Below are 15,822 nucleotides of genomic sequence, written 5' to 3'. Positions count from 1 at the left end.
CTTGGATCCTGCTGATGCGCTGCCGTGCGATCGCGCTTACGCGAAGGTCTTCGCGTAGGCGTCGATGGTGCTCTTCAACTTCTCGCGCAGATCGTCGCTGAGCGCCTGCTCCGTGCGGATCTGCTCGAGAATGTCCTTGCCCTCGGTACGCATGTAGTCGAGCAGGCCTTCCTCGAAGCCGCGGATCTGGTCCACTTCGAGCTTGTCGAGATAGCCGTTCACGCCGGCGAAGATGACGACGACCTGTTCTTCCATCTTGAGCGGCGAGAACTGTGGCTGCTTCAGAAGCTCGGTCAGGCGCGCACCGCGATTGAGCTGGCGCTGCGTCGCGGCGTCGAGGTCCGAGCCGAACTGCGCGAAGGCGGCCATCTCGCGGTACTGCGCGAGCTCGCCCTTGATCGAGCCGGCGACCTGCTTCATCGCCTTCACCTGTGCCGAGGAACCGACGCGCGAGACCGAAAGGCCGACGTTCACCGCCGGACGGATGCCCTGGTAGAAGAGATCCGTCTCGAGGAAGATCTGGCCGTCGGTGATCGAGATCACGTTGGTCGGGATGTAGGCGGAAACGTCGTTCGCCTGCGTCTCGATGATCGGCAGGGCCGTCAGCGAGCCGGCGCCGCGCTCGTCGGAGAGCTTGGCGGCGCGCTCGAGTAGGCGCGAGTGCAGGTAGAAGACGTCGCCCGGATAGGCCTCGCGGCCGGGCGGACGACGAAGCAGCAGCGACATCTGGCGGTAGGCGACGGCCTGCTTGGAAAGGTCGTCGTAGCCGATGAGGGCGTGGCGGCCGTTGTCGCGGAAGAATTCGCCCATGGCGCAGCCGGCGAACGGTGCGATGTACTGCATCGGCGCCGGATCGGAGGCCGTGGCGGCGACGACGATGGAATATTCCATCGCGCCGCGCTCTTCGAGCGTGCGCACGAACTGGGCGACGGTCGAGCGCTTCTGGCCGACGGCGACGTAGACACAGTAGAGCTTCTTGCTCTCGTCGTCGCCTTCGTTCAGCGGCTTCTGGTTGAGGAAAGCGTCGAGGAGGATCGCGGTCTTGCCGGTCTGGCGGTCGCCGATGATCAGCTCGCGCTGGCCGCGGCCGACCGGGATCAGCGCGTCGATGGCCTTGAGGCCGGTCGACATCGGCTCGTGCACGGACTTACGCGGGATGATGCCCGGCGCCTTCACGTCGACGCGCGAACGCTTCTCGGTCTTGATCGGTCCCTTGCCGTCGATCGGGTTGCCGAGACCGTCGACCACGCGGCCGAGAAGGGCGTCGCCGACCGGCACGTCGATGATGTCGCCCGTGCGCTTGACGGTGTCGCCTTCCTTGATCTCGCGGTCGGAACCCATGATCACGACGCCGACATTGTCGTTCTCGAGGTTCAGCGTCATGCCGCGCACGCCGCCCGGGAACTCGACCATCTCGCCCGCCTGGACGTTGTCGAGCCCGTAGATGCGGGCGATGCCGTCACCGACGGAAAGAACCTGGCCGACTTCCGAAATCTCGGCTTCCTGACCGAAGTTCTTGATCTGATCCTTGAGAATTGCGGAGATTTCCGCGGCGCGGATATCCATCAGCCGACCTCTTTCAGTGCAAGCTTGAGGGTAGAGAGTTTGGTGCGAAGCGACGTGTCGATCTGGCGCGAGCCGATCTGGACGATAAGGCCGCCGAGAAGGGAAGGATCGACGGTGACGTCCATCGTGACGTCCTTGCCGGCGATCTCGCCGAGCGTCTTCTTCAGCTCGCCGGCCTGCGCGTCGCTCAGTTCATGCGCGGTGATCACGTCGGCGCGGACTTCGCCGCGGTGCTCCGCGACCATGTCGCGGAACGCGGTGATGATGCCCGGCATGACGAAGAGGCGCCGATTGCTGGCGACCACCCTGGCGAAGTTCGAAAAGAGCGTGCCGAAGCCGGCTTTATCGACGATCGCCGAAATCGCCTTCAGCTGCTCATCGGCGGAAAAGGCCGGGCTCATGACGAGACGGCGCAGATCGTCGCTTTCCTTCAGGAGGCCGTCGAAACCGTCGACGTCGCTCGAAACGGCATCGATCGCGTCTTCCTCGACGGCGAGTTCGAACAGGGACGCGGCGTAGCGTTGCGCGACGCCGGAAATCGGTTCGGATGAGTGAGCCACGGGCCGGCGTTTCTCTCGGTTGACCTCGGCATGCCCGGATCCGGCTCTCCGGCCCCCCAACATCCCGACTTCGCTTCGATTATGATAAAGCTGGACCACGCGCCCATACGCACGATCCGCCTTGGAAATTCGGGCTCGTCTAGCATAGCTTTCGTAAAGTCGCAACACGACCTGCGACAGTTCGTACCATGGTTCGACCGTTCCGTTGGAAACCGCGAAAGCACTTCGCAATCATGGCCTTACACAACGTTCGCACCCCTCGTTACGTCACGCCGAAAACGTAGGCGAGCGGCAACGCCGCAAGGACGACGTCGCAAGCGAGGAGCGCGAGCGCGCGAACCTTGAAACCGCCATCGGCGGCAAGCGAGACGAGGCGGCCGATGGCGCTTGCGCTCCAGCACGTTCCGAGCGCCAGAAAGAGGAAGGGCTGGGCGAAGGCAAGGGCGGCAAAGCCGATGCCGATCGGAAAACCGGCCATGCGGGCTCGCCCCGCCATCAGCGTCGCGGGCATGGCGCAGTCGACCCGCATGCCGGTCGCGCGCAGCACCGGCCCGGGCGCGACAAGCGTCGCGAGCCCGATGACGAGCGTCACGAGGGCGCTTGCCGCGGCGAGCCATTCGCCGGGCGACGTCGGCAGGTAGAAACTCATCGCACCATTTCCGAGGATCTCGTTCGCACGTCTTTCGTGAGCATGATGATGCGTCCCGGTTCCTAGAGAAAGCTTTGCGGATCGACGTCGATCTGGACGCGCACCGTGCGGCGCATCTTCGGGCCGGCGGCGATCGTCGCACGCAGGAAACCCTGCATGTCCGCCGTCCGCGGACCCTGGACGAGCAGGCGGAAGCGATAGCGGCCGCGCACCAGCGCAAGCGGCGCCTCGGCGGGGCCGAGCACCGTCATCGCCGCGTCCGCCGGTGCCGCACGGCGCAACCCGCGTGCATGATCTTCCGCGTCGGCGCGGTCCTCGGCCGAGACGATGATCGAGGCGAGCCGGCCGAAGGGCGGCAGGCCGGCGCGTTCCCGCTCGGCGATCTCGCGCTCGTAGAAGCTTTCCGCGTCGCCGGAGACGATCGCCTGCATGACGGGATGGGTCGGCTGATAGGTCTGCAACAGGCCGCGGCTTGCGCGACCGGTGCGCCCGGCGCGGCCCGTCACCTGGCCGAGAAGCTGATAGGTGCGCTCGGCCGCCCGCGGATCGCCGTTGGAAAGGCCGAGATCGGCATCGACGATGCCGACGAGCGTCATCATCGGGAAATTGTGACCTTTGGCGACGAGCTGCGTGCCAATGACGATATCCACCTCGCCATCGGCGATCGCGGCGAGTTCCCGCTGCAGGCGCTTCGTGCCGCCCATCATATCGGAGGAGAGCACGATGATGCGCGCATCGGGAAAGAGCTTGTCGGTCTCTTCGGCAATGCGTTCGACGCCCGGCCCGCAGGCGACGAGATGGTCGAGCGTGCCGCATTCGGGGCAGGCCTCGGGCGTCGGCTGGCCGTAGCCGCAATGGTGGCATTCGATGCGGCCGCGAAACCGGTGCTCGACGAGCCAGGCCGAACAGTTCGGGCATTCGAAGCGGTGGCCGCACACGCGGCAGAGCGTCAGCGGGGCGTAGCCGCGCCGGTTGAGGAAATAGAGCGCCTGTTCGCCGCGCGCGAGCGTCGCCTTCGTCTCCTCGATCAGCACCGGAGAAAGGAAGCCGCCGCGCGCCGGCGGATGACGGCGCATGTCGATCGTCGAAAGGTCCGGCAGGGCGGCCTCGCCGAAGCGCGCCGGCAGGCGCAAGCGGGTGTAGCGGCCGCGATCGGCGTTGACGCGGCTTTCGATCGAAGGTGTCGCGGAAGCGAGCACGACGGGAAAACCGGTGATGCTCGCCCGCACGATCGCCATGTCGCGGGCATGGTAGAACACGCGGTCTTCCTGCTTGTAGGCGGGGTCGTGCTCCTCGTCGACGATGACGAGGCCCAGTTCGCGGAAGGGGAGGAAAAGCGCCGAGCGCGCGCCGGCGACGACGCGGACCGCGCCGGTGGCCGCCTGCCGCCAGACCTTCTCGCGCGTCTTCGGCGCGGCCTCGGAGTGCCATTGCGCCGGCCGCGTGCCGAAACGGACGTGGAAGCGGTCCATGAACTGCTCGGTCAGCGCGATCTCCGGCAGCAGGATCAGCACCTGGCGGCCTTCGCGCAGCGCTGCAGCGACCGCTTCGAAATAGACTTCCGTCTTGCCCGATCCGGTGACCCCGTCGATCAGCGATACCGAGAAGGCGTCTTCGCGTACCTTTTCGACCAGCGTTTCGGCAGCCTCCGCCTGCGCGGGCGAAAGCGAAGGCTCTGCGTATCCGGGTTCGGGCGGCGGCACGACGGGCCGGGGCGGAACGAGCAGCGGTTCGAGCACGCCGAGCCTGACGAGCCCGTCGACGACCCCGGCCGAAACGCCCGCCGCATGGGCAAGGCCCGAACGCGTCCACGCCATGCCGTCGCCGGCGGTCTCGAGCACGCGTCCGCGCGCATCCGTCAATCGTTCGGGGCGCGTGTCGCCGAGGCGCAGGCCCTCGACCATCGCCTCGGGATCGAAGGCCGCCGGCGCGCGCAGCGCCATGCGCGCGACGAGGCCGGGCGGCGAAAGCGTATAGGCGGCTACCCAGTCGATGAAGCGGCGCATCGCCGCGTCGAGCGGCGGACAGTCGAAGACGTGCTCGACGGCACGCAGCTTCTTCGCGTCGACCGCGTCGCTCTCGCCGTGCCAGACGACGCCGGCGACCTTTCGCGGCCCGAGCGGCACCTGCACGACCGATCCCGGCTCGACCGCCAGTTCGTCCGGCACGACGTACGAATACGCCCGGTCTGCCGGCATCGGCACCAGAACGGGAACCACATCCCGGGTATGCGGCGTTGAGGCGGTGAAAAGCGAATCCCTCGTCATCGCCCGTGACCCTGCACGCAAGTTCGGCTAAGGAAAAGTCGAAACCCTCGGGGAGCGAGGCCGAAAGGAGTTACCCATGAAATTCTTCGTTGATACCGCCGACGTCGACCAGATCCGCGAGCTTAACGAGCTCGGTCTGCTCGACGGCGTGACCACCAACCCGTCGCTGATCATGAAGGCCGGCCGCGACATCACCGAGGTGACCAAGGAAATCTGCGACATCGTCGAAGGTCCGGTCTCCTCCGAGGTGACCGCCACCGAATACGACGAGATGATGCGTCAGGCCGACAAGCTCGCCAAGATCGCCGACAACATCTGCATCAAGGTGCCGTTGACGCTCGACGGACTGCGGGCGTGCCGCGCGCTGACCGACAACGGCCAGCTCGTGAACGTGACGCTGTGCTTCTCGGCCAACCAGGCGCTCCTCGCCGCCAAGGCCGGCGCGACCTTCATCTCGCCCTTCATCGGCCGCATCGACGACATGGCCATTGACGGCATGGAGCTGATCCGCGACATCCGGGTGATCTACGACAACTACGATTTCGACACCGAGATCCTCGCCGCCTCCATCCGCACCGTGAACCACGTGCGCGAGGCCGCGCTGATCGGCGCCGACGTCGCCACCGTGCCGCCCTCGACCCTGAAGTCGCTCGTCAAGCATCCGCTGACTGACAAGGGCCTCGACGCGTTCCTCGAAGACTGGAAGAAGACCGGCCAGAACATCTGACCGGCCTTTCGTCTCATCCGTCGTTTCATGCGGCCGCCGTTACTCCGTTTCGGCGGCCGCATTGTTGTCCGGCGTTTCCGCATGGCGCTCGGAAAGGAAGTCGCCATAGTTGGCGAGCGTTGGAATATGCTCGCACAGCGTACGGAAGGCGACCAGCAGCGGCACGGCGACGATCATGCCGATCGCCGACCATAGCCACGCCCAGAACGACACCGCGATGAAGACGACCACCGTGTTGAGCTGCAGGCTGCGTCCGACGAAGTACGGCGTGATGATCTGACCCTCGATCGCCGTGCAGGCGAAATAGGCAAGCGGTGGGAGAATGATGAAGCCCGGCTCGTGGAAGTGGATGAGCGAAGCGAGCGCCGTCAGTGCGATGCCGGCGACGGCACCCAGATACGGCACGTAGTTGAACAGGAAGGCGATGATGCCGAAGACCGGCGCCGTCGGCAGGCCGATCAGCCATGTAAGCGTGCCGACGACGAGCCCGAGACAGGCGTTGATGATGGTGATCGTCAGCAGGTAGCGCGAGAGCTTGCGCTCGATGTCGTGGGCGATGCGCATCGCCCGGCGCTTGTCCCTGAAGGTCGGCATCACGTGCACGAGCTTCTCGTAGAACATGTCGCCGGAGGCGAGCAGGAAGAGAAGCAGCACGAGCGTGAAGATGAACTGCGTCAGAACGCTCGGCGCGAGCCAGGCGACGGTGGAGAAGAGGCCGCTTCCCTGCATCTCCACCTTCTGCACGTGCGGGCCGCTTGCCGTCAGATACTGGCTGATCGTGCGCTGGGCGTCGAAGAAGCCCTTGAACGTGTTGGAAAGCGGGCCGACCACGGAAATCAGGCGCGCCTGGACCTTGCCGGCATTGCCGACCCATTCGCTGGCGGGAATGGCGAGCGCGCCGAGCATCAGGAAGAAACCGATCATCAGCACGATGACGATGACGATCGACGTGACCGCGGAAGGAATGCCCCTCCGATCGAAATAGCGTCGGATCGGCGCGAAGATCAGCGACAGCAGGAAGGCGAGCACGATCGGCACGAGGAACGACTTGGCGTAGGCCAGCGCCGTGACGCTCAGATAGAGAAAGATGCCGATACCCGCCCAGCGCGGAACGTAGCCGAGCGCGTTGCCGTTCGCGCCCGTCGCCGCGGAGGTCTCCGCGGTCTCGTTATGGTTGTCGCTCAATGGATGCCGCCTTCCGGAACGCCGTCTCGCTATTGGCCGCGAGCGCGTATGGGCACCGCACGAGTGCCCGCCCGGGTCCCGTCGGGTCGAAGCGCCAAGCGTACGAAGCCGCAGCCATCCACCGGACGATCAGGGTTTGCGGTAGGTCGCGTCCAGATCGTCCGCCAGGCTCACGACGGTGTGATGCTCCAACGCCGCAGTGACGTCCATGGTTTCGCCCTCCAGTTCCTCCACGGAGATCGGCTTGCCGATACGGAACTCGAAAGTCTTGTTCTTCTTGTTCAATAGCTCGTGGAAGACGGTCATGTCGCGCAGTTCCGTCGACCATTTCGAAAGCCAGTAGAAAAGCCCGGAGTTGCGCGAGCGCATGTTCACCGGAACGATCGGCAGATTGTACTTTCGCGCCATCGAGATCGCCGACGTCTTCCAGGGCCGTTCCGTCAGCTTGCCCTCGTGCCAGTGCGCGATGCGCCCGGAAGGAAAGAGGATCGTCGCCTTGCCCGCCTTCACGGCGGAATTGGTGAGCTGCAGCGTCTCGCGTGCCTTAAGCTTGGACTTGTGCTCTTCGCGCCATTCCACCGGGATGACGATCTCGGCGAAGCGCGGATTGACCCGGATGGCGTCGCGGTTGGCGAAGAACATCATGTCCGGCCGCCGTTCCTTCAGGAGATCGAAGACGGCGATGCCGTCGGCGATGCCGGTCGGATGGTTGAGCGCCATGACGAAACCGCCGCTTTGCGGAATGCGTTCCTCTCCGTTGACGACGATGTCGAGGTCGAGCAGCCCGGAAAGATGGTCGAGTGCCTGGAAGCCGGAAAGCGTGCTTACCGCGTCGGCGAAGCGGATCGCCTGACGGTAGTGCAGGGTGGAATAGAGGAAGGGGCGCATCGCCGGCCACAGCGGATGGCTCGTCAGCCCCTGGCCGCGCTCGGCGATCAGCTGGTCGACGATATGGCCCGGCTGACCGTGGGAAACGAGGGCGATCGTGTCGGCGACATTGCCGAAGTTCGGCAGGTTGAAGCGCTTAAGCGGCATCGTGAATCCCCGTCGTCGCATCTGGCCGGCCTGTGGCAGGCGATTGTGTACCCACAATGACAGCCGCCTTTGCGGGTAACCGGCCGGTGTTTACCGATCCCTAATCGGTGATTCACCATGGTGCGTGGATATCGACCCCCGCCAAGCTCTTATCAAGGCCGAGGTGTCTTTTGCCAGAAGAATTTATCGTGACGATGGCCCCCGACCTTTCGCGCAAGCGCGAGGCATGGCTTGCGACGCTTGCCCACGAACGGCGCCTTTCGCCAAAGACGGTCGAAGCCTACGAACGCGACGTGCGCCAGTTCTGCACCTTTCTTACGCGCCATCTCGCCGGCCCGCCAGGGGTGGCCGATGTCGCCGAGCTTCGTCCGGCCGACTTCCGCGCCTTCCTCGCGGAAAGACGACGAGGCGGTGCGGGCGCGCGCACGCTCGGTCGCGGGCTCGCCGGCATCCGCTCGCTCCTGAAATATCTGGAGCGCGAGGGGCTTGCGAATGCTGCCGGTGCGCATGCGCTGAGGGCTCCGCGCACGGGAAAGTCGTTGCCGAGACCGCTTTCGGCCCGTCAGGCGGTCGATGTCGTCGGCGCCCGCGCACAGCTCGCCGAAGAACCGTGGATCGCCGCACGCAACGCGGCCGTTCTCACCCTCCTCTACGGATGCGGCCTGCGCATCTCCGAAGCGCTGGCGTTGAAACCCGGCGAGATCGACGCCGCCCGGCAATCGCTGCGCGTGACCGGCAAGGGCGGCAAGACGCGCCTCGTGCCGGTGTTGCCGGCCACGAGGGAAGCGGTCGCCGAATACGAGCGGCTCTGTCCCTTTCATCTCGCATCGAACGAACCGCTTTTTCGCGGGGCGCGCGGCAAGGTGCTGCAGCCGGCGATCATCCAGCGCGAGATGCAGAGGATGCGATCGGCGCTCGGCCTGCCGGAAACCGCGACGCCGCACGCGCTTCGCCATTCGTTCGCGACGCATCTGCTGGCCGGCGGCGGCGACCTCAGGACCATCCAGGAACTGCTCGGGCATGCGAGTCTTTCGACGACACAGGTCTATACCGGCGTCGATACGACGAGGCTTCTCGAAATCTACGACACCGCGCATCCGCGCGCAGGCACGCATCGGTCCTGATCCGTCCGCGTGACGTTACCAAGCGGTATCCGGTTCGCGCCGCGCTTATGCCTGCGAGGCCGCGGTCGCCTTCGCGTCGGCCGTATCCAGCCTGTCGGCCTGCTTGGCTTCGTGCGAGGCGATGAAGCTGACGATCAGAAGCTGGCAGAAGTGGAAGAGCATGATCGGCACGATGATGAGGCCGATGTTCGGATTGCCAGCGAAGATGACGGGGGCAAGCGGTACGCCGGCAGCCAGCGATTTCTTCGAGCCGCAGAACTGCACGGCGATGCGCGCACCGCGATCCATCCGGAAAAGTTTCGCGAGCAGCGTCGTCAGCGCGTAGACAGCGAAGAAGAGCACGATCACGCCGATGAGGATTTCCACGACGACCGCGGGGTCGTTGCGGCTCCATACCCCGTCGGCGACGGAGTTCGAGAACGCGCCGTAGACGATCGCGACGATGATCGCGCGATCGGCAAGCTTGATCCACCTGCCGTAGCGTGCGGCGATGCCGGAGAGCCATATGCGCGCGATCTGGCCGATGACGATCGGCACCAGCACCAGCATGACGACCTTCAGGATCGTCGGCAACAGCGGCACTGGTGCCCCGCTGGAGCTCAGATACCAGGCCATGAAGAGCGGCGTGACGAAGACGCCGATCAGGCTCGAGATCGTCGCGTTGAAGATCGCCACCGGCACGTCGCCGCGCGCGAGCGAAGTCATCGCCACCGAGGACGAGACCGTCGAGGGCAGGGCCGCGATATAGAAGAATCCGGTCGCGACCGCTGGATCGACCGCGCCGTGAAGTGCCGCCTCGGCCGCAAGGACGACGAGCGGAAAGAGCCCGAAGGTGGAAAGCACGACGGCGATATGCGCGCGCCAATGCGTCAGCCCGGCCTTCATGCGCTCGGGCGCAAGCGTCAGGCCGTAAAGGAAGAAGACCGCGGAAACGCCGTAGGTCGTCACGTACTCCCAGTGCAGCGGACCGCCGGTCGTGCCTGGCCCCGGAAAGACAATGGCCGTCACCACCGCGAGCACGAGGAACACGATGAACCAGTTGAGCTTTGGCAGTTTCACGGGCCGACTGAACCTTCTTTGCTTTTCCGGAAAGCCGTCTTCGTAAAACGGCGGGCGTTCGAGCGACCGAGGCGCGCCCGTCCGGCTCTGAAGGGCTCTAGCATGGAAACCCGGGCTGCGCCCATACGCACGGGTATCGGTGAACTTCGCGAGAATGGTCTTGCCACTTCGCATGTGAGGAACATATTAAGAACAGGATAGGAAGATCTCCATGGATGAAAAGCTGCGGAAGAAGCTCGGCGTACTCGCGGATGCGGCGAAATACGATGCCTCGTGCGCATCATCGGCCGCACCCAAGCGTTCGGGCGGCGCGAAGGGGCTGGGTTCCACGACCGGGGCCGGCATCTGCCATGCCTACACGCCGGACGGACGCTGCGTCTCGCTGCTCAAGATCCTTCTGACGAACTACTGCCTGTTCGATTGCGCCTATTGCATCAATCGCCGCTCTTCGAATGTCGAGCGCGCGCGCTTTTCCGTCGACGAGGTCGTCACCCTCACAATCGAGTTCTACAAGCGCAACTACATCGAAGGGCTGTTCCTCTCGTCCGGCATCATCAAGTCTCCGGACTATACGATGGAGCAGATGATGCTGGTGGCGAAGAAGCTGCGCAAGGATCACGGCTTCGCCGGCTACATCCATCTGAAGACCATTCCCGAAGCGAGCCCGTGGCTGATCGAGCAGGCGGGCATGTGGGCCGATCGCCTGTCGATCAACATGGAGCTGCCCTCGCGCGAAAGCCTGAAGCAGCTCGCACCGGAAAAGAACGGTGCGACGATCGAGACGGCGATGGGCCAGATGCACGAGCGCATCACCGAGGCGCGCGAGGAAAAGCGCAGATTTTCGCCGGCCGGCCAGTCGACGCAGATGATCGTCGGAGCAGACGCGACGACCGATACCGCGATCCTGACGACGAGTGCCGATCTCTACGGCCGGCACAAGCTGAAGCGGGTCTACTATTCCGCTTTCAGCCCGATCCCCGAATCGAGCGCGATCCTGCCATTGAAATCCCCGCCCATGCAGCGCGAGAACCGGCTTTACCAGGCCGATTGGCTGCTTCGCTATTACGGCTTTTCGGTCGGCGAGATCGCCGAGGGCGGAACCGACGGCATGCTCGACCTCGAGATCGATCCGAAGTTCGCGTGGGCGCTGAAGAACCGGGCGCGTTTTCCCGTCGACGTCAACACCGGCGAGCGCGAGATGCTTTTGCGCGTGCCGGGGCTCGGCGCCCGCACGGTCGACCGCATCATCGCCGCCCGCCGCCATACGCGGCTTCGCTACGACGACGTCGCGCGCATATCGGCGGGCATGCGGCGGGCGAAGGCCTTTCTCATCACGGCCGACTACCATCCGCGCCATCTGACCGACAGTCTCGGCCTGCGAAAGGCGATCGTTCCGCAGCCGACGCAGATGAGCCTATTTTAATGGAGATGCGGACCGTTACGCTCGCCGATGGTGCCGACCTCGCCGGCTTCCGGCGTGCGGTTCGCCTGCTGATCGGCGGGGACGTTCCACCGGAAGCGGTCGTCTGGTCGCCGGGGGAGGCGCCGGACCTTTTCGCTGGCGAAGGCACGCAGGAGGGCCGCCCGATCGCCCTGCCGCGCGCCGTCGGCGATCTCGTGCGTCTCGTCGTGTGCCACCGCGATCCGGAGCGCTACGCCCTTCTCTACGATCTCGTCTGGCGCGTAACCCATGGCGAGCGCCACCTTCTCGAAGTCATGAGCGACCCCCTCGTCCACCGCCTGCACGGCCTGCGCAAGGCGATCGGCCGCGACCTGCACAAGATGCATGCGTTCGTGCGCTTCCGCCGGCTCGTCGACGACGCCGGCAACGAACGCTTCTTCGCATGGTTCGAGCCCGATCATTTCATCGTCGAGGAGACGGCGGACTTCTTCGTCGATCGCTTCCGCTCGATGGACTGGACGATCGTGACCCCCGTCGGTTCGCTGCACTGGGATCGCGAGAATCTCGCCGTCGGGCCGGCGGGAAGGCGCGAGGATGTCCCGGCGGACGATGCCTTCGAAGCGGGATGGCGGACCTATTACGAGAACATCTTCAATCCCGCGCGCCTCAACACGCGGGCGATGCGCGCGGAGATGCCGAAGAAATACTGGAAGAACATGCCGGAAACCGCGTCGCTTTCGGGAATGATCGAAAACGCGCCTTCGCGCGTCAGGGACATGATCGAGCGCGAGGCGTCGGTACCGGCCAAGCGCAATCCAACAAAGGCAGTCGCGGCCATGGACGAGCAGGAACCGAAGACCCTCGAAGAACTGAACCGAATCATCGCGGCCTCCGAGCCGCTGGTACCGGGCGCCACGCAGGCAGTCCTCGGCGAGGGGCCGACCGGCGCATCGCTTGCCTTCGTCGGCGAACAGCCGGGCGATCAGGAGGACATGCAGGGGCGGCCCTTCGTCGGTCCCGCCGGCCAGCTTTTGAACAGGGCACTCGCCGAAGCCGGCATCGAACGCGGCCAGACCTACATGACGAACGCCGTCAAGCACTTCAAGTACGAGCAGCGCGGCAAGCGGCGCATCCACCAGAAGCCGACGACGAGCGAGATCAAGCACTATCGCTGGTGGCTGATGAAGGAGCTCGATTTCGTTCGACCACAGCTCACCGTCGCGCTCGGCGCCACGGCCGCGCATGCGCTCGCCGGAAAGCAGATGGCCGTTGGCCGCAATCGCGGTTTCATCGATTTCGACGGTCGCTCGGGTTACCTGACGGTCCATCCTTCCTATCTTCTTCGCCTGCCGGACGAAGCGGCGAAGGAAGCCGCCTGGCGCGATTTCGTCGGCGACCTGAAGCGCATCGGCGAACGTGCGGGCGTGGCGGCCTGAAGATTGATGAAGGCCGCGCGGTCGCGGCGAAAGGATCGATTGCAATGGCGAAGAAGCAGGAATTCACCCAGGGCGACAAGGTCAGCTGGGATACCTCGCAAGGAAAGACGCATGGCAAGGTGGTCAAGATGATCACCGAGGACACCGAGATCAAGTCGAACACGATCAAGGCGTCCAAGGACAATCCGAAATACATCGTCGAGAGCGAAAAGACCGGCAACCAGGCCGCTCACAAGCCGGACGAACTCGAGAAGCGGTAGCATCGGCGCATAGAGCCGGTCGGCCGGCGCGACCGGGGTGGTCCGGAACCGCCCGCCATTCGGAGGGCGATATGGATCCGGCAGCCGCACCGGGGGCTGCCGCGTCCCGACGATGCACGTCGTGGGCGGCCGGCTCGCTGCCGTGTCATATGTCGGGCGGCATTCGGCCTTCGATCGCTGCCGTCCGGATTCAAGGGGAGGAATTCATGCAGGGCATCACCGGATTGGGCCATGCCGCGATACGCGTGGCCGATACCGAGCGCACGCTCGCCTTTTACGTCGGAAAGCTCGGCTTCGACGAGATGATGCGGCTCGACGACGACGATGGCGGGCTTATGCTCATCTATCTGCGCATTACCGACGACCAGTATCTGGAGATCTTCCCCGATGCCGAGGGCACCCATGCGCCGGACCCGCAGGCGAACGGCCTGAACCATTTCTGCCTGACGGTGGACGATCTCGACGCGGTCGTCGAGCGGCTCCGGTCGAACGGCATTCTCCCGACGATCGAACCGAAGACGGGCCTCGACGGCAACCGCCAGGCCTGGATCGCCGACCCCGACGGCAACCGCATCGAACTCATGCAGATGAACCCGGAGGGCATGCAGGCGCGTGCCATCGCCGAAATGCGCGGGCACTGATTCCGGGCTGCTTCCACGAGTGCAGCGACGAGACGCGCGCCGACCGGCGCCTCGTCTTTCGGCCGGAGCCGAAGTGCTTCGACCTTACGTGCGCAGGCCCTTCAGTGCTTCGGAAACGCGATGCAGTTCCTTCAACATCGCGTCGGCGCCCTTTTCCATCATCTCGTTCGGGTGAAAGACCTTGTCGTCGTCCAGCATCGTCTGGACCATGGGCACGATGACGCCTTCCACGACCAGCGGAAACATCTTGAGCGTGACGAGGGTCGATTTCGTTTCCTGAACCGCGCGAACACCGCCGGCGATACCGCCATAGCTGACGAAGCCCGCCGGCTTGTAGTTCCATTCGCGCGACAGATAGGTCAGCGCGTTCAGCAGCGACGGGCTCGGGCCGTGATTGTATTCCGGCGTGACGAAGACGAAGGCGTCCGCACGGTCGACGGTCTGCGACCACCTCTTGGTGTGGTCGTTCTCGTACTGGCCGAGACGCGGATGGTTCGGCTCGTCGAAGACGGGGAAGGAGAATTCGGCGAGATCGACGATTTCCGTCTCGAAGCTGCCTTCCTGTTCGGCGAACCGGTCGAACCACTGGGCCATGGAGGGTCCGATGCGCCCCGGGCGGGTGCTGCAGATGACGGTTTGAAGGCGAAGAGCCATGATCGGCGTTCCTTGCTTGATGGGAGACGTTAGCGGCCTGCTGCGTCGAGGGCCGACATGTCGTCGGCGTCGAGCGTGAGCGTCGCCGCCTTGGCCAGGCTTTCGAGCTGGTCGTGGCTCGTGGCGCTTGCGATCGGTGCCGTCACGCCGGGGCTCGCGATCACCCAGGCGAGCGCGACTTCCGCGGGCTTTGCGTCGTGCTTGTTCGAAACGGAATCGAGCGCGTCCAGAATGCTCATACCGCGGGCATCGAGATACTTCTCCACGCGGCTGCCACGCTGGCTCTTCTTCAGGTCCGCCTTCGAGCGGTACTTGCCCGAAAGGAAGCCGGAAGCGAGCGAGAAGTAGGTAATGACGCCGAGCTCTTCCTCGGCTGCGGTCTCGCGAAGCGCGTCGTCGAAATCGTCGCGGTCGTAAAGGTTGAATTCCGGCTGCAGCGTCTCGTAGCGCGGCAGGTCGTTGCGCTTGGCGGTATCGAGCGCGGCGCGGACCTGCTTCGCGGAGAAGTTCGAGCAGCCGATCGCGCGAACCTTGCCGGCCTCTATCAGCTCGCGATAGGCCGAAAGCGTTTCCTCGTCGTCGACCGAACCGTCCGGCCGGTGGGACTGGTAGAGATCGATGACGTCGGTCTGCAGCCGCCGGAGCGACGCGTCCACCGCATCCATGATGTGGCTGCGCGAAAGGCCGGATCCGCCGGGCCCCATGTCCATGCCGACCTTCGTCATCAGCACGATCCTGTCGCGCTTGTCCGGATTGGCCTTCAGCCACTTGCCGATGATCGTCTCGGACTCACCGCCCTCGTTACCCTCGACGAAACGGGAATAGACGTCCGCCGTGTCGATGCCGTTGAACCCGTGGTCGACGAAGGCGTCGAGCAGCGCGAAGGAGGTCTTCTCGTCGGCCGTCCAGCCGAAGACGTTGCCGCCGAAGACGATGGGCGCGACGGTGAGGCCCGAACGGCCGAGTGGACGCATTTCCATGACGAACTCCTGATCGTGATTGGTCCGGCGCGCGCGGAAGGCGGCGCGGTGTCGAAGGGGATTTATGCGCCGAAGGCTTCAGCGCAAGAACCTAAGTCTCTCCCGTGCGAGCGAAAAGCTCTTTCGGCGTTGACGCAGTGTCGCGGTTCGCCGTGTCCCGGCCGGCCTCGTAGACCCGGAAAGGCTCTAGGATCTGTACTCATAAACGGGATTCCGTTTGAGGCTGGATCGTGATTCAAAGATCCTCGAGGAGGAGCTTTGAATGGCCCGTTTCGAC

The 15,822-nt window shown here is 64.8% G+C and carries 15 protein-coding genes; 6 read left to right on the top strand and 9 right to left on the bottom strand.

Annotated features, from left to right (window positions below):
* Positions 1-36 precede the first annotated feature (36 nt).
* The 4 genes from atpA to FJU11_RS14400 form a co-directional block, all read right to left on the bottom strand.
* On the bottom strand, positions 37-1,566 hold the full coding sequence (atpA, locus tag FJU11_RS14415; RefSeq protein WP_141167774.1) for a F0F1 ATP synthase subunit alpha: 1,530 nt from the start codon (positions 1,564-1,566) through the stop codon (positions 37-39).
* Positions 1,566-2,126 (bottom strand): F0F1 ATP synthase subunit delta, encoded by a 561-nt coding sequence (locus FJU11_RS14410; RefSeq protein WP_181408193.1) that lies wholly within the window; start codon positions 2,124-2,126, stop codon positions 1,566-1,568. Before FJU11_RS14410 ends, atpA begins: the two co-directional genes overlap by 1 nt.
* Before the next feature lie 262 nt (positions 2,127-2,388).
* Positions 2,389-2,775, bottom strand: a complete 387-nt coding sequence (locus FJU11_RS14405) for an AGROH133_08824 family phage infection protein (RefSeq protein WP_141167772.1) — start codon at positions 2,773-2,775, stop codon at positions 2,389-2,391.
* A 62-nt stretch (positions 2,776-2,837) separates the two neighbouring features.
* On the bottom strand, positions 2,838-5,042 hold the full coding sequence (locus FJU11_RS14400; RefSeq protein ID WP_141167771.1) for a primosomal protein N': 2,205 nt from the start codon (positions 5,040-5,042) through the stop codon (positions 2,838-2,840).
* Between the two features lie 76 nt (positions 5,043-5,118).
* On the opposite strand from FJU11_RS14400, the gene fsa reads away from it, so the two are divergent.
* Positions 5,119-5,769 (top strand): fructose-6-phosphate aldolase, encoded by a 651-nt coding sequence (gene fsa / locus FJU11_RS14395; protein WP_141167770.1) that lies wholly within the window; start codon positions 5,119-5,121, stop codon positions 5,767-5,769.
* A gap of 39 nt (positions 5,770-5,808) precedes the next feature.
* Here fsa and FJU11_RS14390 read toward each other — a convergent pair whose 3' ends face one another.
* Complete coding sequence (locus FJU11_RS14390) at positions 5,809-6,954, bottom strand: AI-2E family transporter (RefSeq protein WP_210242893.1); 1,146 nt, start codon at positions 6,952-6,954, stop codon at positions 5,809-5,811.
* Between the two features lie 129 nt (positions 6,955-7,083).
* On the bottom strand, positions 7,084-7,989 hold the full coding sequence (locus FJU11_RS14385) for a GNAT family N-acetyltransferase (protein WP_141167769.1): 906 nt from the start codon (positions 7,987-7,989) through the stop codon (positions 7,084-7,086).
* Between the two features lie 194 nt (positions 7,990-8,183).
* Here FJU11_RS14385 and FJU11_RS14380 point away from each other — a divergent pair, with 194 nt between their 5' ends.
* Positions 8,184-9,113, top strand: coding sequence for a tyrosine recombinase XerC (locus FJU11_RS14380; protein ID WP_141167809.1), 930 nt, complete (start codon positions 8,184-8,186; stop codon positions 9,111-9,113).
* Between the two features lie 45 nt (positions 9,114-9,158).
* On the opposite strand, the gene FJU11_RS14375 is transcribed toward FJU11_RS14380, so the two are convergent.
* Positions 9,159-10,172 (bottom strand): bile acid:sodium symporter family protein, encoded by a 1,014-nt coding sequence (locus FJU11_RS14375; protein WP_235891042.1) that lies wholly within the window; start codon positions 10,170-10,172, stop codon positions 9,159-9,161.
* Between the two features lie 211 nt (positions 10,173-10,383).
* On the opposite strand from FJU11_RS14375, the gene FJU11_RS14370 reads away from it, so the two are divergent.
* From FJU11_RS14370 to FJU11_RS14355, 4 genes are all read left to right on the top strand, one after another.
* A complete protein-coding gene (locus tag FJU11_RS14370; RefSeq protein WP_141167767.1) occupies positions 10,384-11,595 on the top strand; it encodes a putative DNA modification/repair radical SAM protein in 1,212 nt (403 codons plus the stop codon).
* A complete protein-coding gene (locus tag FJU11_RS14365) occupies positions 11,595-13,010 on the top strand; it encodes a UdgX family uracil-DNA binding protein (RefSeq protein WP_210242892.1) in 1,416 nt (471 codons plus the stop codon). The genes FJU11_RS14370 and FJU11_RS14365 overlap by 1 nt, the downstream gene beginning before the upstream one ends.
* 44 nt (positions 13,011-13,054) lie before the next feature.
* A complete protein-coding gene (locus tag FJU11_RS14360; RefSeq protein ID WP_141167766.1) occupies positions 13,055-13,270 on the top strand; it encodes a hypervirulence associated TUDOR domain-containing protein in 216 nt (71 codons plus the stop codon).
* 206 nt (positions 13,271-13,476) lie between these two features.
* Positions 13,477-13,911: a VOC family protein gene (locus FJU11_RS14355; RefSeq protein ID WP_141167765.1), complete on the top strand. Its 435-nt coding sequence runs from the start codon at positions 13,477-13,479 to the stop codon at positions 13,909-13,911.
* Positions 13,912-13,995: 84 nt separating this feature from the next.
* Here the strand turns inward: FJU11_RS14355 and FJU11_RS14350 are convergent, their stop codons facing one another.
* Together FJU11_RS14350 and FJU11_RS14345 are read right to left on the bottom strand one after the other, a co-directional pair.
* Positions 13,996-14,565, bottom strand: coding sequence for an NADPH-dependent FMN reductase (locus FJU11_RS14350; RefSeq protein ID WP_141167764.1), 570 nt, complete (start codon positions 14,563-14,565; stop codon positions 13,996-13,998).
* A gap of 29 nt (positions 14,566-14,594) precedes the next feature.
* A complete protein-coding gene (locus FJU11_RS14345; protein ID WP_141167763.1) occupies positions 14,595-15,545 on the bottom strand; it encodes an aldo/keto reductase in 951 nt (316 codons plus the stop codon).
* Between the last annotated feature and the right edge of the window lie 277 nt (positions 15,546-15,822).

Origin of the sequence: Pararhizobium mangrovi (assembly GCF_006516965.1) — a bacterium.
In the GTDB taxonomy this organism is placed as follows: Bacteria; Pseudomonadota; Alphaproteobacteria; order Rhizobiales; family Rhizobiaceae; genus Pararhizobium_B; species Pararhizobium_B mangrovi.
The sequence above is the reverse complement of the archived record's forward strand: the minus strand, read 5'-3'. Positions and strand labels throughout refer to the sequence as shown.

Bases quoted from the DNA above. Each gene is read 5' to 3' on its own strand.
- atpA (WP_141167774.1), bottom strand. From the start codon at position 1,566: ATGGATATCCGCGCCGCGGAAATCTCCGCAATTCTCAAGGATCAGATC.
- FJU11_RS14405 (WP_141167772.1), bottom strand. From the start codon at position 2,775: ATGAGTTTCTACCTGCCGACGTCGCCCGGCGAATGGCTCGCCGCGGCA.
- FJU11_RS14400 (WP_141167771.1), bottom strand. From the start codon at position 5,042: ATGACGAGGGATTCGCTTTTCACCGCCTCAACGCCGCATACCCGGGAT.
- fsa (WP_141167770.1), top strand. From the start codon at position 5,119: ATGAAATTCTTCGTTGATACCGCCGACGTCGACCAGATCCGCGAGCTT.
- FJU11_RS14385 (WP_141167769.1), bottom strand. From the start codon at position 7,989: ATGCCGCTTAAGCGCTTCAACCTGCCGAACTTCGGCAATGTCGCCGAC.
- FJU11_RS14380 (WP_141167809.1), top strand. From the start codon at position 8,184: ATGGCCCCCGACCTTTCGCGCAAGCGCGAGGCATGGCTTGCGACGCTT.
- FJU11_RS14370 (WP_141167767.1), top strand. From the start codon at position 10,384: ATGGATGAAAAGCTGCGGAAGAAGCTCGGCGTACTCGCGGATGCGGCG.
- FJU11_RS14365 (WP_210242892.1), top strand. From the start codon at position 11,595: ATGGAGATGCGGACCGTTACGCTCGCCGATGGTGCCGACCTCGCCGGC.
- FJU11_RS14360 (WP_141167766.1), top strand. From the start codon at position 13,055: ATGGCGAAGAAGCAGGAATTCACCCAGGGCGACAAGGTCAGCTGGGAT.
- FJU11_RS14355 (WP_141167765.1), top strand. From the start codon at position 13,477: ATGCAGGGCATCACCGGATTGGGCCATGCCGCGATACGCGTGGCCGAT.
- FJU11_RS14350 (WP_141167764.1), bottom strand. From the start codon at position 14,565: ATGGCTCTTCGCCTTCAAACCGTCATCTGCAGCACCCGCCCGGGGCGC.
- FJU11_RS14345 (WP_141167763.1), bottom strand. From the start codon at position 15,545: ATGGAAATGCGTCCACTCGGCCGTTCGGGCCTCACCGTCGCGCCCATC.